The organism is Maritimibacter sp. 55A14 (assembly GCF_003122205.1).
In the GTDB taxonomy this organism is placed as follows: domain Bacteria; phylum Pseudomonadota; class Alphaproteobacteria; order Rhodobacterales; family Rhodobacteraceae; genus QEYE01.
The window spans coordinates 23,706-48,567 of the sequence record NZ_QEYE01000018.1 but is presented as its reverse complement, the minus strand read 5'-3'; the positions used below and the strand labels follow the sequence as shown (position 1 = coordinate 48,567).

At 67.1% G+C, this 24,862-nt stretch carries 28 protein-coding genes and 1 pseudogene; 8 read left to right on the top strand and 21 right to left on the bottom strand.

The features are described from left to right. Positions 1 to 12: 12 nt before the first annotated feature. From DDZ14_RS19900 to DDZ14_RS14605, 7 genes are all read left to right on the top strand, one after another. The gene (locus tag DDZ14_RS19900) at positions 13 to 156 is read left to right on the top strand and encodes a hypothetical protein (protein WP_199221353.1); all 144 of its coding nucleotides are present in this window, start codon (positions 13 to 15) and stop codon (positions 154 to 156) included. A gap of 35 nt (positions 157 to 191) precedes the next feature. Then, positions 192 to 1,391 (top strand): phosphoglycerate kinase, encoded by a 1,200-nt coding sequence (pgk, locus tag DDZ14_RS14630; protein WP_109425723.1) that lies wholly within the window; start codon positions 192 to 194, stop codon positions 1,389 to 1,391. Between the two features lie 92 nt (positions 1,392 to 1,483). Beyond that, the gene (locus DDZ14_RS14625) at positions 1,484 to 2,377 is read left to right on the top strand and encodes a fructose bisphosphate aldolase (RefSeq protein ID WP_109425748.1); all 894 of its coding nucleotides are present in this window, start codon (positions 1,484 to 1,486) and stop codon (positions 2,375 to 2,377) included. Positions 2,378 to 2,514: 137 nt separating this feature from the next. Continuing rightward, complete coding sequence (locus tag DDZ14_RS14620) at positions 2,515 to 2,817, top strand: septum formation initiator family protein (protein WP_109425722.1); 303 nt, start codon at positions 2,515 to 2,517, stop codon at positions 2,815 to 2,817. Positions 2,818 to 2,934: 117 nt separating this feature from the next. Continuing rightward, entirely contained in the window at positions 2,935 to 3,945 is a 1,011-nt protein-coding gene (gene pdhA, locus DDZ14_RS14615; RefSeq protein ID WP_109425721.1) for a pyruvate dehydrogenase (acetyl-transferring) E1 component subunit alpha, read from the top strand. Between the two features lie 13 nt (positions 3,946 to 3,958). Further along, positions 3,959 to 5,335, top strand: a complete 1,377-nt coding sequence (locus DDZ14_RS14610; protein ID WP_109425720.1) for a pyruvate dehydrogenase complex E1 component subunit beta — start codon at positions 3,959 to 3,961, stop codon at positions 5,333 to 5,335. Positions 5,336 to 5,347: 12 nt separating this feature from the next. Beyond that, positions 5,348 to 6,673: a pyruvate dehydrogenase complex dihydrolipoamide acetyltransferase gene (locus DDZ14_RS14605; protein ID WP_109425719.1), complete on the top strand. Its 1,326-nt coding sequence runs from the start codon at positions 5,348 to 5,350 to the stop codon at positions 6,671 to 6,673. Positions 6,674 to 6,760: 87 nt separating this feature from the next. On the opposite strand, the gene cysE is transcribed toward DDZ14_RS14605, so the two are convergent. Further along, positions 6,761 to 7,579, bottom strand: a complete 819-nt coding sequence (gene cysE, locus DDZ14_RS14600) for a serine O-acetyltransferase (protein ID WP_109425747.1) — start codon at positions 7,577 to 7,579, stop codon at positions 6,761 to 6,763. Between the two features lie 76 nt (positions 7,580 to 7,655). On the opposite strand from cysE, the gene DDZ14_RS14595 reads away from it, so the two are divergent. Next, complete coding sequence (locus DDZ14_RS14595; RefSeq protein ID WP_109425718.1) at positions 7,656 to 8,000, top strand: TraR/DksA family transcriptional regulator; 345 nt, start codon at positions 7,656 to 7,658, stop codon at positions 7,998 to 8,000. Here the strand turns inward: DDZ14_RS14595 and DDZ14_RS14590 are convergent. The 20 genes and pseudogenes from DDZ14_RS14590 to fabF all read right to left on the bottom strand — a co-directional run bounded on the left by DDZ14_RS14590 (position 7,981) and on the right by fabF (position 24,840). Beyond that, positions 7,981 to 8,292 (bottom strand): hypothetical protein, encoded by a 312-nt coding sequence (locus tag DDZ14_RS14590; protein ID WP_109425717.1) that lies wholly within the window; start codon positions 8,290 to 8,292, stop codon positions 7,981 to 7,983. The genes DDZ14_RS14595 and DDZ14_RS14590 overlap by 20 nt on opposite strands. Next, positions 8,292 to 12,215, bottom strand: a complete 3,924-nt coding sequence (locus DDZ14_RS14585) for a glycoside hydrolase/phage tail family protein (RefSeq protein ID WP_109425716.1) — start codon at positions 12,213 to 12,215, stop codon at positions 8,292 to 8,294. Before DDZ14_RS14585 ends, DDZ14_RS14590 begins: the two co-directional genes overlap by 1 nt. Next, positions 12,215 to 12,661, bottom strand: coding sequence for a peptidase (locus DDZ14_RS14580; RefSeq protein WP_109425715.1), 447 nt, complete (start codon positions 12,659 to 12,661; stop codon positions 12,215 to 12,217). Before DDZ14_RS14580 ends, DDZ14_RS14585 begins: the two co-directional genes overlap by 1 nt. Beyond that, positions 12,658 to 13,548, bottom strand: coding sequence for a DUF2163 domain-containing protein (locus DDZ14_RS14575; RefSeq protein WP_109425714.1), 891 nt, complete (start codon positions 13,546 to 13,548; stop codon positions 12,658 to 12,660). The genes DDZ14_RS14580 and DDZ14_RS14575 overlap by 4 nt, the downstream gene beginning before the upstream one ends. Then, positions 13,548 to 14,180 carry a DUF2460 domain-containing protein gene (locus tag DDZ14_RS14570; protein ID WP_109425713.1) on the bottom strand — a complete coding sequence of 211 codons (633 nt, stop codon included), beginning with the start codon at positions 14,178 to 14,180 and terminating at the stop codon, positions 13,548 to 13,550. The genes DDZ14_RS14575 and DDZ14_RS14570 overlap by 1 nt, the downstream gene beginning before the upstream one ends. A gap of 9 nt (positions 14,181 to 14,189) precedes the next feature. After that, on the bottom strand, positions 14,190 to 14,855 hold the full coding sequence (locus tag DDZ14_RS14565) for a phage tail tape measure protein (protein WP_109425712.1): 666 nt from the start codon (positions 14,853 to 14,855) through the stop codon (positions 14,190 to 14,192). Beyond that, positions 14,855 to 15,052, bottom strand: a complete 198-nt coding sequence (locus DDZ14_RS14560; protein WP_109425711.1) for a rcc01693 family protein — start codon at positions 15,050 to 15,052, stop codon at positions 14,855 to 14,857. Before DDZ14_RS14560 ends, DDZ14_RS14565 begins: the two co-directional genes overlap by 1 nt. Further along, positions 15,049 to 15,375, bottom strand: coding sequence for a gene transfer agent family protein (locus DDZ14_RS14555; protein ID WP_109425710.1), 327 nt, complete (start codon positions 15,373 to 15,375; stop codon positions 15,049 to 15,051). Before DDZ14_RS14555 ends, DDZ14_RS14560 begins: the two co-directional genes overlap by 4 nt. Next, positions 15,375 to 15,788, bottom strand: coding sequence for a phage major tail protein, TP901-1 family (locus DDZ14_RS14550; protein WP_109425709.1), 414 nt, complete (start codon positions 15,786 to 15,788; stop codon positions 15,375 to 15,377). The genes DDZ14_RS14555 and DDZ14_RS14550 overlap by 1 nt, the downstream gene beginning before the upstream one ends. Positions 15,789 to 15,814: 26 nt before the next feature. Then, entirely contained in the window at positions 15,815 to 16,225 is a 411-nt protein-coding gene (locus DDZ14_RS14545; protein ID WP_109425708.1) for a DUF3168 domain-containing protein, read from the bottom strand. After that, a complete protein-coding gene (locus DDZ14_RS14540; RefSeq protein ID WP_109425707.1) occupies positions 16,222 to 16,560 on the bottom strand; it encodes a head-tail adaptor protein in 339 nt (112 codons plus the stop codon). Before DDZ14_RS14540 ends, DDZ14_RS14545 begins: the two co-directional genes overlap by 4 nt. Next, positions 16,557 to 17,153, bottom strand: a complete 597-nt coding sequence (locus DDZ14_RS14535; RefSeq protein WP_109425706.1) for a head-tail connector protein — start codon at positions 17,151 to 17,153, stop codon at positions 16,557 to 16,559. Before DDZ14_RS14535 ends, DDZ14_RS14540 begins: the two co-directional genes overlap by 4 nt. Positions 17,154 to 17,301: 148 nt before the next feature. Beyond that, complete coding sequence (locus DDZ14_RS14530; protein ID WP_109425705.1) at positions 17,302 to 18,501, bottom strand: phage major capsid protein; 1,200 nt, start codon at positions 18,499 to 18,501, stop codon at positions 17,302 to 17,304. Between the two features lie 20 nt (positions 18,502 to 18,521). After that, on the bottom strand, positions 18,522 to 19,106 hold the full coding sequence (locus DDZ14_RS14525; protein WP_109425704.1) for an HK97 family phage prohead protease: 585 nt from the start codon (positions 19,104 to 19,106) through the stop codon (positions 18,522 to 18,524). A 14-nt stretch (positions 19,107 to 19,120) separates the two neighbouring features. Further along, positions 19,121 to 19,363: a hypothetical protein gene (locus DDZ14_RS14520; RefSeq protein WP_109425703.1), complete on the bottom strand. Its 243-nt coding sequence runs from the start codon at positions 19,361 to 19,363 to the stop codon at positions 19,121 to 19,123. After that, a pseudogene (locus DDZ14_RS14515) lies at positions 19,360 to 20,530 on the bottom strand (phage portal protein). The gene DDZ14_RS14520 and the pseudogene DDZ14_RS14515 overlap by 4 nt, the downstream one beginning before the upstream one ends. A 91-nt stretch (positions 20,531 to 20,621) precedes the next feature. After that, positions 20,622 to 21,977, bottom strand: coding sequence for a DNA-packaging protein (locus DDZ14_RS14510; protein ID WP_369915120.1), 1,356 nt, complete (start codon positions 21,975 to 21,977; stop codon positions 20,622 to 20,624). Beyond that, positions 21,892 to 22,239, bottom strand: a complete 348-nt coding sequence (locus DDZ14_RS19895) for a hypothetical protein (RefSeq protein WP_199221354.1) — start codon at positions 22,237 to 22,239, stop codon at positions 21,892 to 21,894. Before DDZ14_RS19895 ends, DDZ14_RS14510 begins: the two co-directional genes overlap by 86 nt. A gap of 187 nt (positions 22,240 to 22,426) precedes the next feature. Further along, positions 22,427 to 23,578 carry an endolytic transglycosylase MltG gene (mltG, locus tag DDZ14_RS14505; RefSeq protein WP_109425701.1) on the bottom strand — a complete coding sequence of 384 codons (1,152 nt, stop codon included), beginning with the start codon at positions 23,576 to 23,578 and terminating at the stop codon, positions 22,427 to 22,429. Then, entirely contained in the window at positions 23,578 to 24,840 is a 1,263-nt protein-coding gene (gene fabF, locus DDZ14_RS14500; RefSeq protein WP_109425700.1) for a beta-ketoacyl-ACP synthase II, read from the bottom strand. The genes mltG and fabF overlap by 1 nt, the downstream gene beginning before the upstream one ends. Positions 24,841 to 24,862: the final 22 nt, after the last annotated feature.

Sequence of the window (24,862 nt, the reverse complement as noted above, 5' to 3'; positions counted from 1 at the left end):
GGGGCCGGGGCCATGACCGACAGGATCGCACTCTTCCTGGCGCTGGCCCTGGTCCTGCTGCTGGTGATCGACGCGCAGATCTTCGACTGGGCGAACACTCTGTTCCTGGTTCAGAAGCTCACCGAACTGACCGAATGGCTGGCCTTCTGGCGCTAGACCCCGCGCCACGGTCCGCCTGAGCAGGAGACGACATGGCCTGGAAGACCCTCGACGACATGGAACTGGCCGGCAAGCGCGTGCTGGTGCGGGTGGACATCAACGTGCCGGTCTCGGGCGGGCTGGTCACCGACGACACCCGTATCAGGCGCATCCTGCCCACCGTGAACGACATCATCGCGGCCGGCGGCAAGCCGATCCTGCTCGCGCATTTCGGCCGCCCCAAGGGCAAGGCCGTGCCGGAGATGTCGCTGGCCGTCGTCCTGCCCGCGCTGGAGCGCGCGCTGGGCCGGCTGGTGGGGTTCGCCACGCTGGAGGAGGCGCCGGCGCGCGCCGCGGGGCTGGTGGCGGGCGACGACGTGCTGCTGCTGGAAAATGTCCGATTCCATCCCGGCGAGGAGGCCAACGATGCCGATTTCGCCGCGACCCTGGCGGCGCTGGGCGATGTCTATGTCAACGACGCCTTTTCCACCGCGCATCGGGCGCATGCCTCCACCGAGGGGCTGGCGCATCTGCTGCCGTGCTGCGCGGGCCGGCTGATGGAGGCGGAACTGCGCGCACTCGAAGCCGCGCTGACCACTCCGGAACGCCCGGTCCTGGCGGTCGTGGGGGGCGCCAAGGTCTCCACCAAGATCGAACTGCTGTCGAACCTGATCCGCAAGGTGGACAAGCTGGTGATCGGCGGCGCTATGGCAAACACCTTCCTGGCCTCGCAGCATATCGGCATCGGCCGGTCGCTGGCCGAACACGACATGACCGGCACCGCCGCCGAGATCATGGACTGCGCGGCGGAGACGGGCTGCGAGATCCTGCTGCCCTCGGATGTGGTCGTCGCGCGGGAGTTCCGGGCGGATGCCCCGCATTCGGTCGTGGACGCCGCGCGTTGCCCCGAGGACGCGATGATCCTCGACGCCGGCCCCGAGAGCGTGGCGCGCATCACCAGCGCCTTCCGCGCCTGCCGCACGCTGATCTGGAATGGCCCGCTGGGCGCTTTCGAGATCGCGCCCTTCGACGCCGCCACCACGGCCGCCGCCAAGATGGCCGCCGAACTCAGCCGCTCCGGCGCGCTGGTCAGCGTGGCCGGCGGCGGCGACACGGTGGCGGCGCTCAACCATGCCGGGGTGGCCGGGGATTTCAGCTATATCTCCACCGCCGGCGGCGCCTTCCTGGAGTGGATGGAGGGCAAGACATTGCCCGGCGTGGCGGCACTGGAAGCCTGCGCGCGGGCCGATTGAAAAGCCACGCGCCTTGACCTAGACAGGCGCAGGGGCGCCCGCGTCCCGGTATTGTCGCGGGAAATCATTGTCGGCCGAGAGTGGAGAGCGAGATGACCAACCAGACCCAGGCAGAGCAGATGCGCAGCGGCAAGGGCTTCATCGCGGCGCTGGACCAGAGCGGCGGCTCCACGCCCAAGGCGCTGAAGCTCTACGGCATCGGAGAAGACGCCTATGGCTCCGAGGCCGAGATGTTCGACCTGATCCACCAGATGCGCGCGCGCATCGCCCAGGCCCCCGCCTTCACCGGCGATCGGGTGATCGGCGCGATCCTCTTCGAGATGACGATGGATCGGCAGATCGCGGGCAAGCCCTCGGCCACCTACCTGTGGGAGGACCGCCGCGTGGTCCCCTTCCTGAAGGTCGACAAGGGGTTGGCGGACAGCGCCGACGGCGTGCGGCTGATGAAGCCGATGCCCGATCTCGATGCGCTGCTGGAGCGCGCCAAGGCGGCGGGCATATTCGGCACCAAGATGCGCTCGGTCATCGACGCGGCCGCGCCCGCGGGCATCCGCGCGATCGTCGATCAGCAATTCGAGATCGGCCGCCATATCCTCGGCCACGGGCTGATCCCGATCATCGAGCCCGAAGTGACGATCAGCATCGACGACAAAGCGGCAGCCGAGGAGTTTCTGCTGGCCGAGATCGCCCGCAATCTCGACGCCCTGCCGGAAGGCCAGGAAGTGATGCTGAAACTCACCCTGCCGGAGGTTGCCAATCTCTACCATCCGCTGGTGGATCATCCGGCGGTGATGCGGGTCGTCGCGCTCTCCGGGGGGTATTCGCGGGACGAGGCAAATGCCCGGCTGGCACAGAATGCGGGCGTGGTCGCCTCCTTTTCCCGTGCGCTGACAGAGGGGCTTTCGGCCGACCAGTCCGATGCAGAATTCAACGCCACGCTGGCCGCCACCATCGACAGCATCCACGCGGCCTCCGTGGCGGGCTGAACCTGCGGCGCGGCCGGGGCTTTTCCGCCACCGCACCGCTTTTTAAGGGATGGGGGATTCACAAGGCGAATCACCTGTGGCAGAGTGGCCTTCAGCCGCGCGACAAAAGACGCGGCATGTAGAGGCAGTAGACGGTTATGTCCCCAGGAAACGGGCGCCCCGCGATCGGCGCGGCGATTTATCTGACCCTGGCCATGTCACTCGGCGCGTATTTCACATTCGCCGCCGTGCAGGGGGATTACGGCCTGTTCCGCCGCATCCAGCTTGAGGCCGAGGGTGACGCGCTGAAGGCCGAACGCGAGGCCCTGCGGCGCGAGATCGCCTGGATGGAAAACCGCACAAGGCGAATGTCCGACAGCTATCTCGACCTCGACCTGCTCGACGAGCAGGCCCGCAAGGTGCTTGGCCTGATCCGGGCTGACGAAATCATCATCCGCTGAACCGCTCGACTCCGGCCATCGGCCACCCTCGCAATTTTTCCGTGCGTTGCGGCGACTCCTGCGTTATATAATATTGTTTAATGTTGAACTACTTTTAAAGCTAGGGGATCGCGCATCATGGCCACCCGAAAAACCTCCAACAAATCAAGTGCCTCGAAGGAAGAGCTTCTCCAATTCTACCGGGACATGCTGCTGATCCGGCGATTCGAGGAAAAGGCGGGCCAGCTTTATGGCATGGGGCTGATCGGCGGGTTCTGCCATCTCTATATCGGTCAGGAAGCCGTCGTCGTGGGGTTGGAGGCCGCGTCCGAGGAAGGCGACAAGCGCATCACCACCTATCGCGACCACGGGCATATGCTGGCCTGCGGGATGGACCCTGACGGTGTCATGGCCGAGTTGACGGGACGCGACGGCGGCTATTCGCGCGGCAAGGGCGGCTCGATGCACATGTTCTCCAAGGACAAGCATTTCTACGGCGGCCATGGCATCGTCGGCGCCAACGTCCCGCTGGGCGCCGGACTGGCCTTCGCGGACCAGTATCGCGAGAACGGCCGTGTCACCTTCACCTATTTCGGCGACGGCGCCGCGAACCAGGGCCAGGTCTACGAGACCTTCAACATGGCGAGCCTCTGGAAGCTGCCGGTGATCTTCGTGATCGAGAACAACCAGTACGCCATGGGTACATCGCAGAAGCGGTCGACCTCCACGCCGGAGATCTACACGCGCGGAGAGCCATTCGGCATTCCGGGCGAGGCCGTGGACGGCATGGATGTCGAGGCCGTCAAGGCAGCGGGCGAGAAGGCGGTCAAGCACTGCCGCGCGGGCAAGGGCCCCTATATCCTGGAGATGAAAACCTACCGCTATCGCGGTCATTCCATGTCCGACCCGGCCAAATACCGCACCCGCGAAGAGGTTCAGAAAATCCGCGACGAGAAGGATCCGATCGAGCATATCCGCGACGTGCTGATTGCGGGCAAGCATGCGGGCGAGGAGGACCTCAAGGCCATCGACAAGGAAATCAAGGCCACGATCAACGCCGCCGCCGACTTCGCCAAGGAAAGCCCGGAGCCCGATGAGGGCGAGCTCTGGACCGACATCTACGCCACCGAAGTGCCGCAGGAAGCCTGAGGAGAGACCGCACATGCCTACCGAGATTCTTATGCCCGCGCTGTCTCCGACGATGGAGGAAGGCACGCTCGCCAAATGGCTGGTCAAGGAGGGCGACGAGGTCGCCTCCGGCGACATCCTGGCCGAGATCGAGACCGACAAGGCGACGATGGAATTCGAGGCCGTCGACGAGGGGCGGATCGGCAAGATCCTTATCTCCGAGGGCACCGCCAATGTCGCCGTCAACACGCCCATCGCCGTGCTGCTGGAGGAAGGCGAGAGCGCGGAGGATATCGAGAGCGCCGAGTCGGGCGGCGACGAGACCGAAAGCAAACCCGCGGAAAAGGCGGAGCCCGCATCCTCCAAGTCCCCCGCGAAACCGAAATCCGAACCCGCCCCGCAAGACCCCGAGATCCCCGAAGGGACCGAGATGAAATCCACCGCGATGCGCGAGGCACTGCGCGATGCGATGGCCGAGGAGATGCGGCGCGACGACAGCGTCTTCGTGATGGGCGAGGAAGTGGCCGAATACCAGGGCGCCTACAAGGTCACGCAGGGGCTGCTGGACGAATTCGGGGCCAAGCGCGTGATCGACACGCCGATCACCGAGCACGGCTTCGCCGGGCTGGGCGTGGGTGCCGCCTTCGGCGGGCTGCGCCCGATCGTGGAATTCATGACCTGGAACTTCGCCATGCAGGCCATCGACCAGATCATCAACTCGGCGGCCAAGACGCTCTACATGTCCGGCGGCCAGATGGGATGTCCTATGGTCTTCCGCGGCCCCAACGGCGCGGCGGCGCGCGTTGCCGCCCAGCATAGCCAGGACTACGCCGCCTGGTTCGCGCAGATCCCCGGACTCAAGGTGGTGCAGCCCTATTCCGCCGCCGACGCCAAGGGGCTGCTCAAATCCGCGATCCGCGACCCCAACCCGGTGATTTTCCTGGAGAACGAGATCCTCTACGGCAAGTCATTCGAAGTGCCGGTGATGGACGATTTCACCGTCCCGCTGGGAAAGGCGCGCATCTGGCGCGAGGGCTCGGACGTGACGCTTGTGAGCTTCGGCATCGGCATGACCTACGCACTCGAAGCGGCCGAGAAGCTGGCCGAGGACGGGATCGAGGCCGAGGTGATCGACCTGCGCACGCTCAGACCAATGGACACCGACGCGGTAATACGCTCGGTAAAGAAGACCAACCGCTGCGTCACCATCGAGGAGGGCTGGCCGGTCTGCTCGATCGGCAACCACATTTCCGCAGTGCTGATGCAGCAGGCGTTCGACTATCTCGACGCGCCGGTCATCAACTGCACCGGCAAGGACGTGCCCATGCCCTATGCCGCGAACCTCGAGAAACTGGCGCTGACCTCGGTCGCCGAGGTGCTGGACGCCGTCAAGCAAGTGACATACCGCTGAGGAGCGCCGCCCATGCCCACTGAAATTCTCATGCCCGCGCTGTCTCCGACGATGGAGGAAGGCACGCTTGCGAAATGGCTGGTCAAGGAGGGTGACGAGGTCTCCTCCGGCGATCTTCTGGCCGAGATCGAGACCGATAAGGCGACGATGGAATTCGAGGCCGTCGACGAGGGCCGGATCGGCAAGATCCTTATCTCCGAGGGCACCGCCAATGTCGCCGTCAACACGCCCATCGCCGTGCTGCTGGAGGAAGGCGAGAGCGCTGAGGATATCGAGAGCGACACCGCGGGCGGCGACGGCTCCGAGAAGCCGAAGACGGAAGACAAGCCCGCGAAATCCGAAGACACGGCCACGAAACCTGAAAGTGGGAACGGCCCGGACACCAGGGCCCCGGCCGCCCCGGAAACCGCGGAGGGGGAGCGTATCTTCGCCTCCCCCCTCGCCCGCCGGATCGCCGCCGAGAAGGGCCTCGATCTGACCGCGATCAAGGGCTCCGGCCCGCATGGCCGCATCGTCAGGGCCGATGTGGAGGACGCAAAGCCAGCCGAGGCCGCCAAAGCGCCCGCCGCCAAAGCCGCCCCTGCGGCGCAGGCGGCCGCCCCGTCCGGCCCGTCGGCGGATCAGGTGGCCAAGATGTTCGCGGATCGTGACTACGAGGAAATGCCGCTCGACGGCATGCGCCGCACCGTGGCCGCTCGCCTGACCGAGGCCAAGCAGACCATCCCGCATTTTTACCTTCGCCGTGATATCGAACTGGACGCGCTGCTGAAATTCCGCTCCCAGCTCAACAAGCAGCTTGAAGAGCGCGGCGTGAAACTCTCGGTCAACGACTTCATCATTAAGGCCTGCGCGCTGGCCCTGCAGGAAGTCCCCGACTGCAACGCGGTCTGGGCCAGTGACCGGATACTGAAACTCAAACCCTCGGATGTGGCGGTGGCCGTCGCGGTCGAAGGCGGGCTCTTCACTCCGGTCCTCAAGGACGCGCATCTCAAGACGCTCTCGACGCTCTCGGCGGAAATGAAGGATCTCGCCAGCCGCGCCCGCGACCGCAAGCTCGCGCCGCATGAATATGTCGGCGGCAGCTTTGCGATCTCCAATCTTGGCATGTTCGGGATCGAGAATTTCGACGCCGTCATCAATCCGCCGCACGGCTCGATCCTGGCCGTGGGCGCCGGGGTCCGCAAACCCGTTGTCGGCGCGGATGGCGAGTTGACCACCGCCACTGTGATGTCCTGCACGCTCTCGGTCGACCACCGTGTCATCGACGGTGCGCTCGGCGCGGAATTTCTGGCCGCGGTCAAGACGCACCTGGAAAACCCGCTCGGCATGCTGGCCTGACCGGGCCACACGCGAACACAAAAGAACGCCCGCCTGGACAGGCGGGCGTTTTCGTTTTCCTCAACCGTTGCGCGGGGCCTGAATGGCTCAGAGATTTTCGCTGGGGCTGTTGAGAAGCTGGTCCATGCTGATCGCGGGCTGCGCGCATCCCGCCTCGCCCACGATCTTCGCCGGCACGCCCGCCACCGTTTTCATCGGCGGCACCGCCTCCAACACGACCGAACCCGCGGCGATGCGCGAGCAATGGCCCACGGTGATATTGCCCAGCACCTTGGCACCCGCACCGATCATCACGCCATCGCCGATCTTCGGGTGCCGGTCGCCGTCCTCCTTGCCGGTGCCGCCCAGCGTCACCGAGTGCAGCATCGAGACATTGTCGCCGACGACCGCGGTCTCCCCGATCACGATGGAATGGGCGTGGTCGATCATGATCCCCTGCCCCAGCCGGGCAGCCGGGTGAATATCGACACCGAACACTTCCGAGACGCGCATCTGGATGAAGAAGGCCATGTCCTTGCGCCCGATCTCGTAGAGCCAATGCGCCAGCCGGTAGGATTGCACCGCCTGGTAGCCCTTGAAGTAGAGAACCGGCTGCAACAGCCTGTGGCAGGCCGGGTCGCGCTCGTAGACCGCCACCAGATCGGCCCGCGCCGCGCGGCCCAGTTCGGGGGCGCGGCCATGCGCCTCGTCGAAAATCTCGCGCAGGATTTGCTCGGACATCTCGCCGGAGGCCAGTTTCATAGACAGCCGGTAGGCCAGCGACCGTTCCAGCGTCGGATGGTGCAGCAGGCTGGAATGCACGAGCCCGCCCAGAAGCGGCTCTTCCTGAACCACCCGCTCGGCTTCGTCGCAGATCCGGTCCCAAACCGGGTCGATCGCGGACAGATTCGTGCGTCTCTTGGCCATGGCGCTTTCCTCCTGGATGCCCATCTTCTACACCAGATAAGCGCTACGGACCAAATGAGAAAGGGTAATCCGTAACATGACCGTCCCTGATGACCGTCTTGCGGCCTTCCGGACCCGCCTGCACGACATGCTGGCGGAGCTTTCCGATCAGGATAAGGCGGCCGAAGGCAGCCGCGACACGGTCGCGTTGGACCAGCAATCGGTGGGGCGCCTGTCGCGCATGGACGCCATGCAGCAGCAGGCGATGGCGAACGCCACCCATGCCCGCCGCCAGCAGATGATCCTGCGCATCCGGGCCGCGCTCTCGCGCCTCGACGCGGGCGAATTCGGCTATTGCGAGGATTGCGGCGAGGAGATCGCGCCCGGACGCCTCGACCTCGATCCGACCGTCACGCGATGCGTCAGTTGCGCTTCCGGCTGATTGCCCGGCCCGCCCTGCGCCGCGCCAGCAGCGCCTCGAAGACCAGCATCATGCATGCGCAATAATCCGCGTCGTTCAGGAAGGGCTCCCGCGCCAGCGCGCGCCGCCGCGCCGCCGCCTCCAGCGTGCCGTCCCCCCAGGTTGGATGCGCCCGCCTCAGCCGCTTGCGCCAAATATCGGCCCAGCATGCCTCCGCCACAAGCCGCTCTGCCAGCATGCCGCGCAAAAGCGGCGGCGCGGCCAAAAGCGCGCGCGCCGCGGTCACGACATCCCCGTGCAGGACCGGCCGCATCAGCCATTGATCTCCACCGATGCGAAGGGTCCCGGCCCGAAACTGTCCGAAAGCTGTGCCACGGCCAACTCGAAAGCCACCGCGACTCCATCCTCTGCCTGCGCCGCGGCGGTGTAGCGCCAACCGGGCGCGGTGGTTTCCGCCTCGCGCAGGATTACGCCGTCCCGGATCACCCGGACCCGATACGCTTCCCGCGTCTCGCCCAACGGCACCTTGATCGACGACCAGCTATCGCCGTCGATACGGCTGCGCCGGACCCAACTCAGGTCCAGCGCGCCGTCCGCCTGCGCCTGCATCCGCAGATGCACCGGCGCATAGGGGCGCAGCCCGATCCCGCGGAACGCCTGCTCCACATGCACGAAAACCGGATCGTCCACCGGCCGCTGCGCCGGACCGATCCGGAAATTTCGCTCCAGATCGCGCGCCGAGAGCGGCAGGTCGACCTGCGCGGGCGCGCCGTTCAGCAGCACGACCCGGCTGCCGACGGGCCATGCGTCGGGCTGAATACCATCCGTGCCGGCCTGCCCCCGTAGCCGTAGCGTCAGATCCCAGCGCCCCTCATCCACGAGCACCGCATCCCGGAACTGCAGCACCTCCCAGTTGTCCGTCGAGCCGTCGCCGATCGCCAGCGCGTTGGCACCGGCCAACACCTGCTCCGCCGAGACAGAGGAAAGCGCCCCTCCGAACATTCGCACCCGCAGCGCCGGTCCCCTGTCCCACCGCCCCGACGGCGCGCGCACCAGAACCGTTTCGGTCACACCCACCACGCTCGGTGTCTCGAAAAGCCGGTTGAGCGTGTAGCCCTCGTCGAATGGCGCCGAATAGACTGCAACGGTGCCAGGCCAGGGCGTGGCGCTCACCGCCAAGTGCGGGGCATGCGCCACCTCGTCGCCGGTCAACAGCGGCAGGTCCAGGAATTGCGGAAAGACCGGCGTGACGGGCGCGAAGGCGCGCAACCGCGGTAGCTGCTCGGTCTCATCGCTTGGCGCGTAGAGCCCGCGCTCCACCCGCACCGCATCGCAAAGCCGAGCGCCGGCCTCCTCCACCCTGTCGATCCGGTAAAGCGTGTCATCCCCGCCGGCACGATGCAGCACAACGTCACCCGCCCCCAGATGCATAGCCGAGGGCGGCAACGCGAACCGCGCCGTATCGCGCCCCACCCGTGCCGTGGCCAGCCAGCATTCGACCGCCGCTTGCCCCTCCGTACGGGTCAGCGCGAGCGGCAGGTCCGTCTGCGCCACGCTGCGCGTCTCCTCGTCGGGAAAAATTGTCTCGGCGGCGCGCGCTTCGTAATCGCCGCCGGCCTCCACGAAAATTACCCGCACGCGGCCAGCGGTTTCGGCGTCCGGCTCGCGAAGGGTCTGCACGCCCGCCGGCTCACCCGGCAGAACCGCGAGACGCGGCTCGTCGAGCACCGCATCAGGTGCCGCGTCGCGGTTGAAGAAGCGCAGCGTCCCGCCGCGCTCCCCCGCGTCGAACCCATAGGCCAGAACCAACGGCTGAATCGCCGCGCGCGCCGTCGAGACATCCGACAGCTCATATCTGCGCAATACCGAATAAAGCCCCGAGACATCGAAGGCGTCCATCCCCGAACGCTCGCTGATCTCGGCCACCACGTCGTCCAGCGTCTCCAGCGTGAGGCGCCCGTTCAGCCAATGCCCGCGCGCAAAATTGTCGCCATCGGACCAGAGCGCGGTGTTGTTCGGAAAGGCCGGCCAGGGGCGCGCATCCCAGGCCCAGACCAGGATGCGCGACGGATCGACCATCGACCCGTCATAGATCTCCGAGACCGGGTTGTTCTCCGGCTCGGACCAGAATCCCAGCACCGCACGAAGATATTGCAGCAGCATCAGGTCGTCGCGCCGGCCGTTGGAAAATCGCGGCAGGGAAGACTCGCTCGATCTGGGATCCAGGAATTTGTTGGGTTCGTTGGCACCCTTGTCGATCGCCGCGCAACCGATCTCGGTGAACCAGAAGGGCTTGGACTGCGGCTCCCAGGCCGTGGGCGTCTCCTGCCGCACGCCGCCGATCCGTTCGAAATGCGGCTGCGACCACCAGTTGCGAAGATCCTTGAACCGAAACACCCAGGGCTCGCCATAGGCGCCATCGGTGATCGGTGTCCTGATCTGTGCCGCGCGCTCTTCCTCGGAGCCATAGAACCAATCGAAGCCCTCCCCGCCCGCTATATTGCCTCGCAGATAGTCGAGATTGTAAATCTCGCCGAATTTCGCGTCGGCATGGTCCTCGCCCTCCCGCCAATCGGCGACCGGCATGTAATTGTCGACCCCCACGAAGTCTATTGCGACATCCGCCCAGAGCGGGTCGAGATGGAAATAGACATCGCCCGATCCGTCCTGCGGATGATATCCGAAATACTCGCTCCAGTCCGCGGCATAACCGATCCGGGTTTCAGGCCCGAGGATCGCGCGGACATCGCCCGCGAGTGCGCGCAGCGCGGCGACCGCCGGGAAACTTCCGCCCGCGCCGCGGATCTGCGTCAGACTGCGAAGTTCCGAACCGATGACGAATGCCTCAACGCCCCCCGCCAGCGCACAGAGATGGGCGTAGTGCAGCACGAAGCGCCGGTAGGACCATTCCTGCGGCCCGGCATAGACTACGCCCGCGCCTTGAGGCGTAAAATCCCCAACCTGCGCGGTGCCGAAGAAACGCGCGACCTCCGCCTCGGCGGCCTGCGTCCCGTCGGGCGAGCCCGGCCGACCGGGCGCGACCTCCGACGTAATCCGCCCGCGCCAGGGAAAGGCCGGCTGATCCTCCGCCTCGCTCCAGGGGTCGGCCAGCCCGTTGCCCGCCGGGATGTCCATCAACACGAATGGATAGAAGATCGCCGCATGCCCGGCCGCGCGCAGCGCCGCAATCGCCTCGATCACCGCTGCATCGGCCGGCGTGCCGCCGAAAGACGGGCGGCCGTCGATCCGGCTGACCTCGGCCACGCCCGCGCGACTCGCGCCGCTCACACGCCAGGGCATTTCCACCCCTTCGTGATCGGCCCGTTCAACGCGCGGCTCGACGCGCCCCCGTCCGGCACGCAGATCGGTACCGAACCAGCTCACGACCAGCGATACGGCGCCGCAATTCGGAACCTCCTCGCGCAGCGCCTCCAGCGAGCGGTCGAAATCGGTGCGGCTGCCCGGCGTGTTGACGTTGAGCCAACGGTTCACGCCCGGCCCGTCGGAGACATGGACCGATGTCGTGGCCAGCGCATACTCACCGGTGCCGGGAATCAGCGCCACCCCCCGAACCAGATCGCCCGGCCGGCCCGGCCCGGCCGCCGCCTGCGGCCGTGCGGCGCGGAAGATCTCGAAACTGAACTGTGGGATCCGGTTGCCGAAGCGCGACAGGTCCAGATCCTCGATCACCACATAGGCCGTGCCCCGATAGGCCGGAGCACGCCCCGCACCCTCCACCGCCTCGATCAGCGGATCGGCGATCTGTACCTCGTCGCCCGGATAGAATCGCAGGTTCAGATCATCCACCGCGATTTCCACGCCATCGGCCCAGACGCGGCCCAAGCGGGTGACCACGCCTTCACCCAACGCAATGGCCAGGCTGACCGTATAGCTGAAACTGCGGGTCTTGGGCGGGCTCGGCGCGCCCTTGCCGCCGCCACCGCTCTCCGTGACAATCTCGCGGAAGCGCGACGCCCAGATCGCCTGCCCCGCGACCCGCACCTGCCCCCAGGTCAGCGGGATCGCGGCGCCCTCGCTCGCGCCGGTCAGGCGGAAACGCTCCACCCGGCCGGTCTCCACCACATCCGAACCCTGACCGATCAGCTTCTGGTCGATCACCCGGCCGAAAGTGACACCCGCCGCCCGGCCGATCACCGCCGACGAGAGCCCCAGGACCGAGCCGCCGATCGCCGCGCCCGCGCTCGCCCCGGCAGCAGACAACAGAATGGTCGCCATCAGGACCTCCTTTCCGGAAATTGAAGCCGCGCCACGATCCGGCGCGCCCAGGGCGCGGAGAGCGGGTTTTCCACCACCATGTGCCCGCTATAGGCGTGAATGAATGTGGGGACCGCGCCGGTCCGCGCTGAAATCCCCAGATGCTTGGCCACGGCTCCCCGCCGCATCCGGAAGAGCAGAACCTCCCCCGGTCCCGCGGCACCTTCGGGCAAGGCAATGAGATGCCGTTCCGCCGCCTGCCAGAGAACCTCGCGGTGCGACGGCTCGGACCAGTCCATCGTGTAGGGCGGCACCGTTTCCGGCTCCGCCCCGTAGAGCCCACGCCAGACGCCGCGCAGCAATCCCAGGCAATCCGCCCCCGCGCCCCTGGCCGAGGCCTGATGCATGTAGGGCGTGCCGATCCAACCGCGGGCGATCCGTACCGCCTCCCCGCCGATCGCGCTCAATTGTTCATGCTCCCGCCATCGTTCCGGCCCGCCTGCACCGGGTAGCTGGTCAGCCAGTCCTCGCCTGGAATATGAGGGAAGCCACGAAAGTTCTTAAAATTATCGAATTTCAGGCGACAGGTTTCCTCGCGCTTGTCACAGCCCGCCTCGATCCGGACACGGTCGCCCGGGCGGATATCGGCACGCAGCGACTCCCAAAGCTCCAGGAACCGCCCGTCCGCCTCGATCCGGTCGTTCTTGATCACGCCAACCAGGCCGGTCGCGGGACCGTCCTCGACCCGGAGGGTGCCTTTTTCGAACCACCGCGGCTGGAACCCGGCAAATTCCGCGAAGCGGAAAATACGCCCGTCCTCCACCACCTCCACCGCCCGCGTCTCGGTGAAACCCGGCGTTTCGAGATCGAAACGGCAGCGCTCGTCGCCCAGCACCGCCGCGCAGCGCTTGTGGAAAATCGCGCCCTGCGGCTGATTGAGCGCCTCGGCCAGCCCGCGCAACTCGGCCTCGAAGGCGCCATCGGCGCGGCGGATCTCGCCCAAACTGCCGCGGAACTGCATCAGCCGATCTTCGGGCTCGGCCCAGTTGACCAGCCAGATGCGAACCTCCGCGCGGTCGAACCGCCCCGCCAGGATATCGGCCTCGGTCACCGCGGCGCCCGACAGCGCGCCCACGGCCTGCGCGTTGTCCACCGACAGGCCCGAGCTTTGCTGAAGCGCCGAGGCCGTCAACCCCGACGCGGCGCGGAACACGATGCCATCAAACGCCAGATCTCGGTCGTGATCGGTGAACCCCATCACCACCCCGTCGCGCCGCGCCACGGCCCAGCAGCGGGTCAACGTTGTCACGCCGCCGGCCAGATGCGCCGCCAGCCTCTCACTCAACTCCTGCATCAGACGCGCACCTCCACCACCGGAACGTTGGGGATCTCCCCGGCCTTGAAATTCGCCACCGATGTCTGGATGCGGTCGGTGTCGAAGCGCACCGGCACGTCGAACTCGAACCCCGCCGTCACCTCCGCGCCCTCGGGCGGCGGATCGGTCAGCGTCACGCGCCCGGTCGTCACGTCCACCTCGTAATGCACGCCCTCCACCAGCCCGTCGCGGCCCAGCCCCAACCGGACGCTGCCGGCCACGGGCTTGGTGATCGGCCTGCGGTACTCCTGTTCGCCGGACCGGTAGCGCTTGGTCAGCTGAAAAGCGCGCGCCAAGCCGTCGCCCAACCCGATCACCTGATCCCCGAAGCCCGGTTCGCGTGAGGGCAGAGAGGATTTGAAATCTGTCCAATCCTTCCACCGGAACCCGAAAAGCTGCCCCTGCCGGGCCTCGAAGAAGGCGATCAGCGTCTCGATATCGTCGAGCGACCGCAGCCCCACCCCCGCATCGTAACGCCGGCGTGCGTCGGCCCAGGGCGTGTTACGCTCTTCATAGCCGTTGGCCAGCGTGACGATCTCGGTGCGCCGCTCCGGCCCGCCCACCGACCCGAAGCTCAGCGCGGCTGGAAATCGTACCTCGTGAAAGCTCATCGACCGTCCTTACCTGTTGCGCGTGCCGCGCCCCAGCGCGCGGCCGACCTGTGCCGCGAGCTGCGACTGCGAGCGGCGGAACCCCTCGACATCCGGGGTGCTGATATTCATCGTCACCTGCACAGAACGTCCGCTGCCGCCCTGCGTGCGCACGCCCAGCCGCCCGTCGGCGCCGCGTGCGAGCGGCATGATCGCCTCGGGTCCGGCCTCGCCCATAAGGCCCAGGCCGCCGCGCATCGGAAAGAGCGTCGCGCCCGAGACCACGCCACCGCTGGCGAAAGGCCGCACCCGCCCCTGGCTGAAACTCGCCCCGTTCTCAAAGGGCAGGATGTCCGAGACAGCCGCGTTCACGCCATTGGCCACCAGCCCGCCCAGCGCGTTCTGCACCGGTCGGATCGCGGTGTTGAAGGCGGCGTCCGACATCGAGCGCGCGACATCGCGCAATGCGTCCGACAGCCGGTCGCCATCGAAAACCAGCCCCTCGAAGGCCCGCTTGAGCCCACTGCCGATACTGCGCGACAGCGATCCCACCTCGCGCCCGGTGAAGAGCATCATCTGGCGCATCGACGCCAGTTCCCCCTGGAAGGCCGCCGAGACCTCCCGCGCCCCGCCGAGGCTCGTCTCCAGAGCCCGGACCTGCTCGTCCAGCCCCTCCAGATCGTCCAGAAAATCCATCACTCTGCCCTCTTTTCCATGTCGGGATAGCGCCGGGCCAGTTCCTCCAGCCGGTCACGCGACAGCGCCGGCGCGGGCGCGGCGCGGCCCAGCATCGTCATCAGCTCCGCCGGCGTGAGCGACCAGAATTCCGCCGGCCGCAATCCCAGCCCGCAGAGCCCCGCACGCATCAGCCCCGGCCAGTCCAGCATGCTCATGGCGCGGACGCGTCCGGCACATGGAAGGCGCGCGCAAGAAGCTGCGCAGCCACCCGCGCGGCCTCCATCGGCCCGCCGCCGATCTCCGCCGCCAGCAGGATGCCCGCATCGCCCTGCCAGCCGCCGCCGCGCATCCCGGCCACCACAAGCGCCAGGATGTCGCGCGTCGAAAACCCGCCAGTCTCGAACCGCTCCACCAGGTCCAGCAGCGACCCTGCCTCCAGCGCCGCCTCCAATTCGGCCAGCGTCCCGAGGGTCAGTTTGCAGACATGCCGCTCGCCATCCACCACCAGCGCAACCTCGCCCGCCCACGGATTGACCATCAGATGCCCGTGAATGTCAGAGCCCCCGCCGAGGCCAGTGTCAGTTCGTAGCTCGCCTCGCCGTCATGGGTGCCGGCATACTCGATCGCGGTGATCTGGAACGGTCCCTCCACGATGCCGAAATCCGGGATGATCACCTGGAAATCTGGCACCTCTCCGTCGAAGAATATCTGCCGCGCGCGCTCGTCGGTATTGGCGTCGCGGAAGACACCCGAGCCGGTTATCGAGGCCGCCCGCACCCCAGCGCCGGCCAGCAGTTCGCGCCAGCCCCCGAGACTGTCGAGCGACGTGATATCGACCGGCTCGGCATTGAAGTTGATGCGCGTGGCCCGCAGCCCCGCGATGGTCTCGAACGTGCCGGTACCTGTCAGGTCCAGCTTGACCAGGAGGTCCTTGCCTTTCTGGGCGCCCATGTGTGTCTCCAAATATTGTCCAGGGATCAATCGTCTTCGACCAGCGCCCGGAAGCGCAGGTCGATCTCTCGCTGTTCGCCGCCGGTGCCCCGTCGCGCGCGGGCACGCAGGAAGTTCAGCCCCACGAGCCGCCCCCGCGCCAGCACCAGCGGCGCGTCCACCAAGGCATCCACCACCGCCGCCGCCACATTCTTGACGGCCTGAAAACCGGTGCCGTCGCCCACAACGCTCACGCTGAAATCCAGCCGCGTCCCCTGCCCCGACACGTCGGACCGGTCGCGCGCCTCCTCGGGACCCAGGCTGACATAAAGCTGCGGCAAGGCACCTGCGGGCGGCATGTCGAAGATATTGCCGCCCACCAGCGCCCCGAGCGCTGGATCGGACACCAGCGCCTGATAGACCGCAGTCTGCAAGGCCGGCGAGACCGCATAGCTCATGCGCCCGCCTCCTCGCTGGCAAAACAGATCAGGTATCGCCCGTCCGACCCCTCCTCGGCGACGGCCTCGATGCGGAAAACCCGCCCGCCGTCGCGCAGGCGTTGGTCGGGGCGCGGGCGCGACGGCGCGCCGTGAGGGGCCGCGCGCACAATGATACGCCAGGCCATGTCCGACACGTTGAGCGCACCGTCGCCGCGTTCACGTCCGGTGCGCGGGCGCAGATCCGCCCAGATCGTGCCCAGCGGAACCCACATCTCGGTGAATCCGCCCGCGCCGTCCAGCAGGCCCTGCGCCTCCTCCAGAACCAGCTTGCGGTTAAGACGGACCGGCCTCATCGGGCACCCCCGATCACCCGCACGGTGCGGTAATGCTCGATAAGCGCCATGACGCCGAATGGCATTGCCGCGCCACCTCCCTCCGCCTCGGCGCGGTGTTCATAGTAATGGGCGGCCAGAAGGAAGACCGCCTGGCTCAGGTCCAGGGGCACTTCCGGCCAAGTGTCGCCATAACCGGCCCGGAACACCAGTTCCACCGACCCGCCCGCAGGCACATGCGGCAGGGCGGTGCCCGCCGCAGCGATCTGCGGGCGCAGCGCATCCTGCACCAGCCGGTAGGCCGCGGGATCGACGACATGCGCCGCGCCCAGCCCGTCAACGATCCGCACCTCAGACAGGGCGACGACCGGCGCCACCGGCAGCGCCTGCGCCTCAGGCTCGCGCCACCGTCCGATCGACCACAGGAAATCCCGCCGGATCAGAACCTTGCCGATACGCGCCTCGATCGCCGCAACGGCCGCGCGCAGAAAGCTCTCCAGGATCGCGTCCTGCGATCCATCGTCGGCAAAGCCGCGGCCCAGGCGTAGATGGTCGCGGAATTCCGCAACCGGCACGGCCGTGCTCAGCACGCTGGTCAGTTCGGTTAACATCATGGGAAATCTCCGTCAGGGGACCGTTCGGGCGCGCGCCGCCCGGCGCCGCTCGGACGGAAGGGAACAGCTGGACAACGCCAGACGCGCACGCCCGGCCCCGCACAGCCGAAACCGCGCGGGGCCATCGCTCAAACCGTCACCTCGCGGCTCAGGTCAGCGCGAATTTCAGCAGTTTGATCGCGGCGTAGTCGCTGACATCGCCGCCCACCCGCTTGGTCGCGTAGAAGAGCACATGCGGCTTGGCCGAGAAGGGATCGCGCAGGATGCGCAGATCGGGCCGCTCGGCGATCGTGTAGCCGGCACCAAAATCGCCAAAGGCGATGGCGTGGCTGCCCAGCGCGATATCGGGCATGTCCTCCGCGATCAGCACCGGATAGCCCATCAGCCGCGCGGGCTCGCCCGCCGCCAGCCCGTCCGACCACAGGAAGCGGCCATCGGCATCCTTCATCTTGCGCACGGCCCCGGCGGTCTTCGAATTCATCACGAAGCTCGCATTGGCGCGGTAGCGCGCGCCCAGCGCATAGACCAGATCGACGATCGCATCCGCCGGGTTCACATCGGCGAAATCGCCATCCTTGCCGGAAGGCACATAGCCCAGGCTGCCCCAGCTCCAGGAGCCATTGTCGATGGTCGAATGGTTGAGGAACCCGGTCGGCTTGTCGATACCGTCACCATTGATGAATGCCGCAGCCTCGGCGCGCGCAAACTTGTCGGCGATGCGCTCGGCCAGCCAGCCCTCCACGTCGAAGGCGCTGTCGTCGAGCAGCCGCTGCGACGCCTTCGGCAGCGCGCTCAACTCATGCAGCGGGATCGAGATGCGGTCGATCAGCGGCGTGCCGGTCTCGGTGGCCGAGGCCGTCTCGGTCGCCCAGCCGGCGCCGACATCGGTATGGTCCACCAGAACGTCATAGGCGGTGGCCTCGACCGCGACCGTGTTGGCGATGGCGCGGATCGACGCGGCGGAGTTCAGAACCCCCTGGATGCGCTCCGCAGTCTGCGGATCGACGAGATACCCGCCCTCGGCGGACACCGCGCTCGACAGCGCTTTCTCCTCCAACTGCAGACCGCGCAGCGCGTCATCGTCACCGGAACGCAGATAGGCATTGAATGCCTTGCGATGCGGCAGGTCGGGCTCGGCGGCGGTCGAGAGCGCCGGGCGCTTACGGGTCATGGTCTTGGCGTTCAGCATGGAAATTCGCTCTTCCTGTTGTTGAAGTCTGGTCCTGATGTCGGATTGAAAGCCTTTGAATTCACTCAAAAAACATGAAATCGCAGCTTTCACGTCCGGAAGCGGGCCGGGATCGGGCACTCCGACGCCGCCCCGCGACTTGGTCTTGGTCTCGGTCATGGGAAATCCTGTATTTGGGATCAGGGGTGGTCGCCGGCCCGTTCCTCGGCCAGCGTGCGTCCGGCATCGCGAAACATCTCCGCCAACGCGATTGCGAGTGCCGCGTCGCCGGCATTGCCGGACTTCGCGCCCACCCGCGCTTCGGGAAGCATCGGGAAGGTCACCAGCGACACTTCCCAAAGCTCCAGTTCGGCCAGCAGGCGCTGGCCTTTCGCATCCTTCCGGGCCTTCACCGTCCGATAACCTATCGACAGCCCGTCGATCGCCCCTGCCCGGACCAGCGCCATCGCGTCGCGCCCGCGCGCCACATCCGTCAGGATGCGGCCCTTGACATGCAGGCCCCGGCTGTCCTCGCGCACATCGCCCCAGACACCGATCGGCTGGGCCGGGTCGTGCTGCCAGAGCATCTTGACCGACCGGCCCTGGGCGCCCAGCCGCTGAAGCGAATGCGTATAAGCGCCCTTCAGCACCACGTCACCGCCCTGGTCGCCGCGCCCGAAAAGCGAGGCATAGCCCGAGATCTCGGCCGTGTCCGTGACATCGAGCGATGCGTCGAACTGGCAGAACTTGTGCTCGAGCGTCGGAACGCAAGTTTTTTCAGTCATACGACAATTTCCTCCTATGGTATCATCTTCAGAAGGCTGAAAGCGCCCTGGGTCAGCACGAAACTCGCCACCGCGAACACCGCCAGCCACAGCCGTTTCTCGACCCGCTCCAGCACCGTTTCGATCACCTGCAACCGCCGCTCCAGCGCCGACCAGCGTTCGTCGAGCACGCGCTCATTGGCCTCCAGCCGCGCCGCAGTGGGATCGAAAGGCTCATAGAGAAACCGCGACCCGGTGCCTTTCGGGCGCGCCGTCATTCCTCCTCCGGGCGTGGCGGCAAGCCCAGCAGACGGCGCTTCTCCGCCTCACTCAGGAAATCCGTGCCGGCAATCCGCGCCCAATGCACCTCGCGCTCCAATGCCAGGGCGGGCACCGCGTCGAGATCGGGCTTCAACTCGAGCAACTCGCCACAGAACCCGGCCAGCCAAGATGCCAGCGCTGCCGTCACCCCGCGCGGCCAGCGGCAGCACCGTCAGGCGGTAGAAGGCGCGGTTCGCCTCCTGGTAATTGGCATAGGTCGCATCCCCCGGCAGCCCCAGCAGCATCGGCGGCACACCGAAGGCCAGCGCGATCTCGCGCGCGGCGCTCTCCTTGGTTTTCTGGAACTCCATGTCGGAGGGCGAGAAACCCATCGGCTTCCAGTCCAGCCCGCCTTCCAGCAGCATCGGACGACCGGCATTGACGGCCCCCTGGTGATAGCTCGCCATCTCGTCCTGGAGCCGCGCATACTGATCTTCCGACAGCGCGCCCTGCCCGTCCGCGCCGCGATAGACGATCGCCCCGGACGGCCGCGCGGCATTGTCCAGCAGCGCCTTGGACCAGCGGCTCGCTGCATTGTGGACATCGACCGCCGAGGCCGCCGCCTGCAAGGGCGACAGCCCGTAATGGTCGTCCTGCGGATGGAAGCTGCGGATATGGCAAACCGGCATGCTGTCCGTCATGTCGAAGCGGTGCGCCTTGGCACCGACCTTGTACTCATAAGCAATGGGCCAGCCATCCGCGCCGGGGATCAGGCTCATCCGGTCGGAACGCAGCACGTGCAACTCCTGTGGCAGCCCCTCGCCGCCCACCGCCTCGACATATCCGTTGCCCGACAGCAGCAACTGACCATAGAGCGCCTCCAGCAGGTCGGCTCGGCCCTGCGCCGGGTTGGGCCGCGCCAGCAGCCGCAGAACCGGGTGCGCCTCGAAGCGCCGCCCGTCATCCTGCAAGACCAGCGGCAGAGCCGCCGCAGCCTCCGCCACCAGCTTCACGCAGCGGAATCCGACCGGGTTCCCGGTAAATCCCGTGCGCGTCAACGACACCGTATCGCGCGGGCTCCAGGCCACGCGCCCGGCCCCGTGCAAGGCCACGACGGGCCCTGTGGCCGAGGCTTTGACCTCTGGCGGCTCGGGCCTCTCGCGGCGAAATATCTGCAATACCATAACGGTTTGGCTCCCCTTGCTGAGGTGAGACATGATGACAGCCAGACAGCCGCCTCGTTTCACTTTTGAAAAATGGGCCGCCGTGCCCTTCTCAGAGCGCGCGCATCTGCGGCCTGCGCCAATGCGCGGCCGGCTCGATCATCAGATCGGTCAGCGCCCAGACCAGCGCATCCACGCGGTCGGGGCTGCCCTTGCCCTCAAAGCCCTGCGCCGTCATTCGGCACATCTGATCCTCCAGCGCGTCCAGACCACGGCAATGGGTAACGCGCCTCTGCTCATAGAGCGCGGCCACCGGTTCGGCGCGGGCCTGCTTTCCCCGCGCGGCGCGCACCGCGCGGAACGGCACCAGCGGATCGATCTGCCGGATCACGCTCTCCACCAGGTCGCCGCCCTGGTTGACCTCGGCCACCAGCCGGTCCGCGCCGTGCCGCGCCATCGCGTCGATCGCCGCCTGCGCCCAGCGCTGCGGAGAGGTGCCGCTCACGCTGGCATCCTCCAGCACAACGGCGCGCCATTGGGTCGGCGGCCCCTCGGTCACCGCACCCGCCACGACGATGCCGCAGGCATCCGACCGGGCATGGCCGGTCACCGGCGGATCGACGGCGACGACGATGCGTGTCAGTTCCGGCACCTCGACGATGCGGCAGGCCTCGATCCCCGCCGAGGTCCAGAGCGCGCCCTCCGCATCCTCCAGCAGCACGCCGTCCAGTTCCTGCCGGCCCAGCCGCGTGCCGCCGTATCTGCGCCGCACCTCCTCGAGGAAGGATCCTGCCAGCCAGGCCCGGTTGGCCTCCGTCGGGGCCGAGGTGACGACCGTGCCGGGGGTTCTCAGTATCTCCTTCAGGACGGACACGTTCTTGGGCGTGGTGGTCACGACCTGCCGCGGGCAGTCGCCCAGCCGCAAGCCGAATTGCAGCATGTCCCAGGTGTCGCGCGCCTTCTTCCACTTCGCCAATTCGTCCAGCCAGGCCGCGTCGAATTGCGGCCCGCGCAGGCTTTCGGGCTCGTGGGCCGAAAAGACCTGCGCCACGGCGCCGTTGGGCCAAACCAGGCGCTTGCGCGTCGCCTCCCAGACCGGGCGGCGGTCGGGGGGGGAGCAGGCCAGGATGCCGCTGTCGCCAAAGACCATGACCTCGCGGACCTGCTCGACCGTCTCGCCCACCAGCGCCAGCTTGCGCGCCGCGCCCGGATCGGGGGGGCGCGCGCCCTCGACCTGCGCGCGGACCCACTCGGCCCCGGCGCGGGTCTTGCCCGCCCCGCGCCCCCCCAGGATCACCCAGGTGCGCCAGTCGCCCTCGGGCGGCAACTGGTGCTCCAGCGCCCAGAACTCGAAGAGCCAGGGCAGCGCCAGCATCGACTCCTCACTCAGGCCGTCCAGAAACGCCTCCGCCTCCTCCACTGTCGCGGAGGCGAGCAAGTCTGCGCCCGATTTCAGCGCGCGCCGCATCGAAGTCGATGGCATGGCCGTGGACGGCGCCGCGCTCCGCCTTGCAGAATTCTTCAAATCTGGATTCCTCCTGGATCGCATTCGTCAGGGACTTGGAAAGCTGCTGCCGCGCCGTTTCAAGCTGCGCGACCGCCGCCGCCTCTCCCGCTTCGATCCGCGCCAGCACATCCCTCAATTGCCGCCGCGTCCGCTCGAACTGTTCCCGTGCCGCCTGAAGCAGCGCGTCCTTCGGTCTGTCCCCGTGGGAGTGATCAATCGCCATGTATGGGTAAGCCCGCCTCTCATGCATGCTCCGCACGAGAGAAACAGAAAAGCGGCGTGACCCCGCCACGCCGCTTGCCCATTTCTTCCAGCTTGCCCGAAGGTATACTTCGGACCGTTCGGAAAATCAAGAAATTTATTGTTACCAATGGGTTAACGCATAGCGCGCACGCGCTGGCACCCGTGGCCTACTCCGCGTGCTCGGCCTCGATGGCCCGCCAGCGCGCCACATTGCGATTGTGCTCTGCAAGCGTCTCGGCGAAGACATGCCCGCCTGAACCGTCCGCCACGAAGAAGAGCAGATCGGTCTCGGCAGGATCGACCGCCGCCTCGATGGCGTCCCGGCTCGGATTGGCAATGGCCGTCGGCGGCAGCCCCTCGATCACATAGGTGTTGTAGGGCGTGTCGCGGCGCAGCTCGCTCTGGCGCAGGCCCCGGCCCAGCGCGGCCTTGCCCTCGGTCATCCCGTAGATCACCGTTGGGTCGGTCTGCAACCGCATTCCCTGCCTCAGGCGATTCACGAAGACCGAGGCCACCTGACGCCGCTCCGACACGATGCCCGTCTCCTTCTCCACGATGGAGGCCAGGACCATCGCCTCCTCCGGGCTGGCCAGCGGCAGATCGGCGGCACGTTCCTCCCAGGCCGCCGCCATGATCGCAGATTGCGCGGCCACCATATCGGCCAGAAGCGCCGCCCGGTCCGACCCGCTGCGCACCTCGTATGTGTCGGGCGCGATCATGCCCTCGTCAGGCAGCGGCCCTGTCTCACCGGCCAGGAACCCGGCTGCGCCCAGCCCCTGCGCCACCTGCCAGACCGTCGTCCCCGGCGCCACGGTCACACGGTAGGCAATCGGCCGCCCGCTTTCGACAAGCTCGGCATAGACGTCCGGCACATCGCCATCCGGCGCGAAGGCGGCTACTTCCTGCACCTCGCCAGTGCCCGGCGTCCGCTCGCTCAGCCGCATCTCCACCGAGCCCACGCCGATGATGTAATTGGCCACATAGCGATAGCTCGACTGCCCGCCCTTGGTCAGAATGTCGAGTATCTCAGCCATCGGGGCACCCGCGCGCAACTCGTAGGTGCCGAATTTCAGATCGCCGGCCTTGTCGGTGTAATCGGCGCCGATTCGGAAGATCGGCGCGCTCGACACCGCGCCGCGCTCCGCCAGATCGCGCGACACCCGGTTGAGCGTTGCGCCGCGCTCCACCTCGAAGAAGATCGCCTGTTCCAGCGGTCCCGGCCCGGTGAACTGCTTCTGGCCCCAGGCGATCAGACCGCCAATGGCGATCAGCGCTACGACCAGCAGCGTCAGGACATTGGACGCCAGGTGCCGTCCCATCAGCCGGCGGCCCGCCTCAGAACAAGCGAGGCGTTCGTGCCGCCGAAGCCGAAGCTGTTGGACAGCGCCACGTCGATCTTCCGCTCGCGCGCCGCGTTGGGCGCCAGGTCCAGCCGGGTATCCACGGCGGGTGTGTCCAGATTGATCGTCGGCGGCGCGACCTGATCGCGCAGCGCCAGGATGCAGAAGATCGCCTCGACCGAACCGGCCGCACCCAGAAGATGCCCGATCGAGGATTTCGTCGAAGACATGGTCGCGCCTTCAACAGCGCTTCCCAGAAGCCGCTCGACTGCGCCCAGCTCGATCACGTCAGCCATGGTCGACGTGCCATGCGCGTTGATGTAATCCACATCGCCGGCCGATATCTCCGCCCGTGCCAGGGCCGCAGACATGGATCGGAACCCGCCATCGCCGTCCTCGGACGGGGCGGTGATGTGATAGGCGTCACCCGACAGGCCATAGCCGATCACCTCGGCATAAATCTTCGCGCCGCGCGCCTTGGCGTGCTCGTATTCCTCCAGCACCACGACGCCGGCGCCCTCGCCCATCACGAAACCGTCGCGATCCGCATCGTAGGGCCGGCTGGCGCGTTCCGGCTCGTTGCCGCGCTTGGTGGAGAGCGCCTTGCAAGCATTGAAACCGGCGATGCCGATCTCGTTGATCGGGTTCTCCGCGCCCCCCGCGATCATCACCTCCGCATCGCCCCACTGTATCAGCCGCGCCGCATCGCCGATGGCATGGGCGCCGGTGGAGCACGCCGTGACCACCGCATGGTTCGGCCCCTTGAAGCCGTAGCGGATCGACACCTGCCCCGAGGCCAGGTTGATCAGCGCCGACGGAATGAAAAAGGGCGACACGCGTCGCGGGCCGCGTTCCTTCAGCAGGACGGCCGTCTCGGCGATGGATTGCAGCCCGCCTATGCCCGAGCCCAGCATCACCCCGGTGCGCAGCAGGTCCTCCTCTCGGTCGGGAGTCCAACCCGCGTCTTTCACCGCCTGATCCGCGGCCGCCATCGCATAGAGGATGAAATCATCGACCTTGCGGCGCTCTTTGGGCTCCATCCAGTCATCGGGATTGAAACTGCCGTCCGACCCGTCGCCCATCGGAATCTCGCAGGCATAGGTGGTGGCAAGGTGGCCCGCGTCGAAACGCGAGATCGTTCCGGCTCCAGACTTCCCATCCAGGAGCCGCGACCAGGTTTCCTCGACCCCGCAGGCAAGCGGGGTGACCATCCCCAATCCGGTCACGACGACACGACGCATATCTCTCACCTCATTGCCTCGG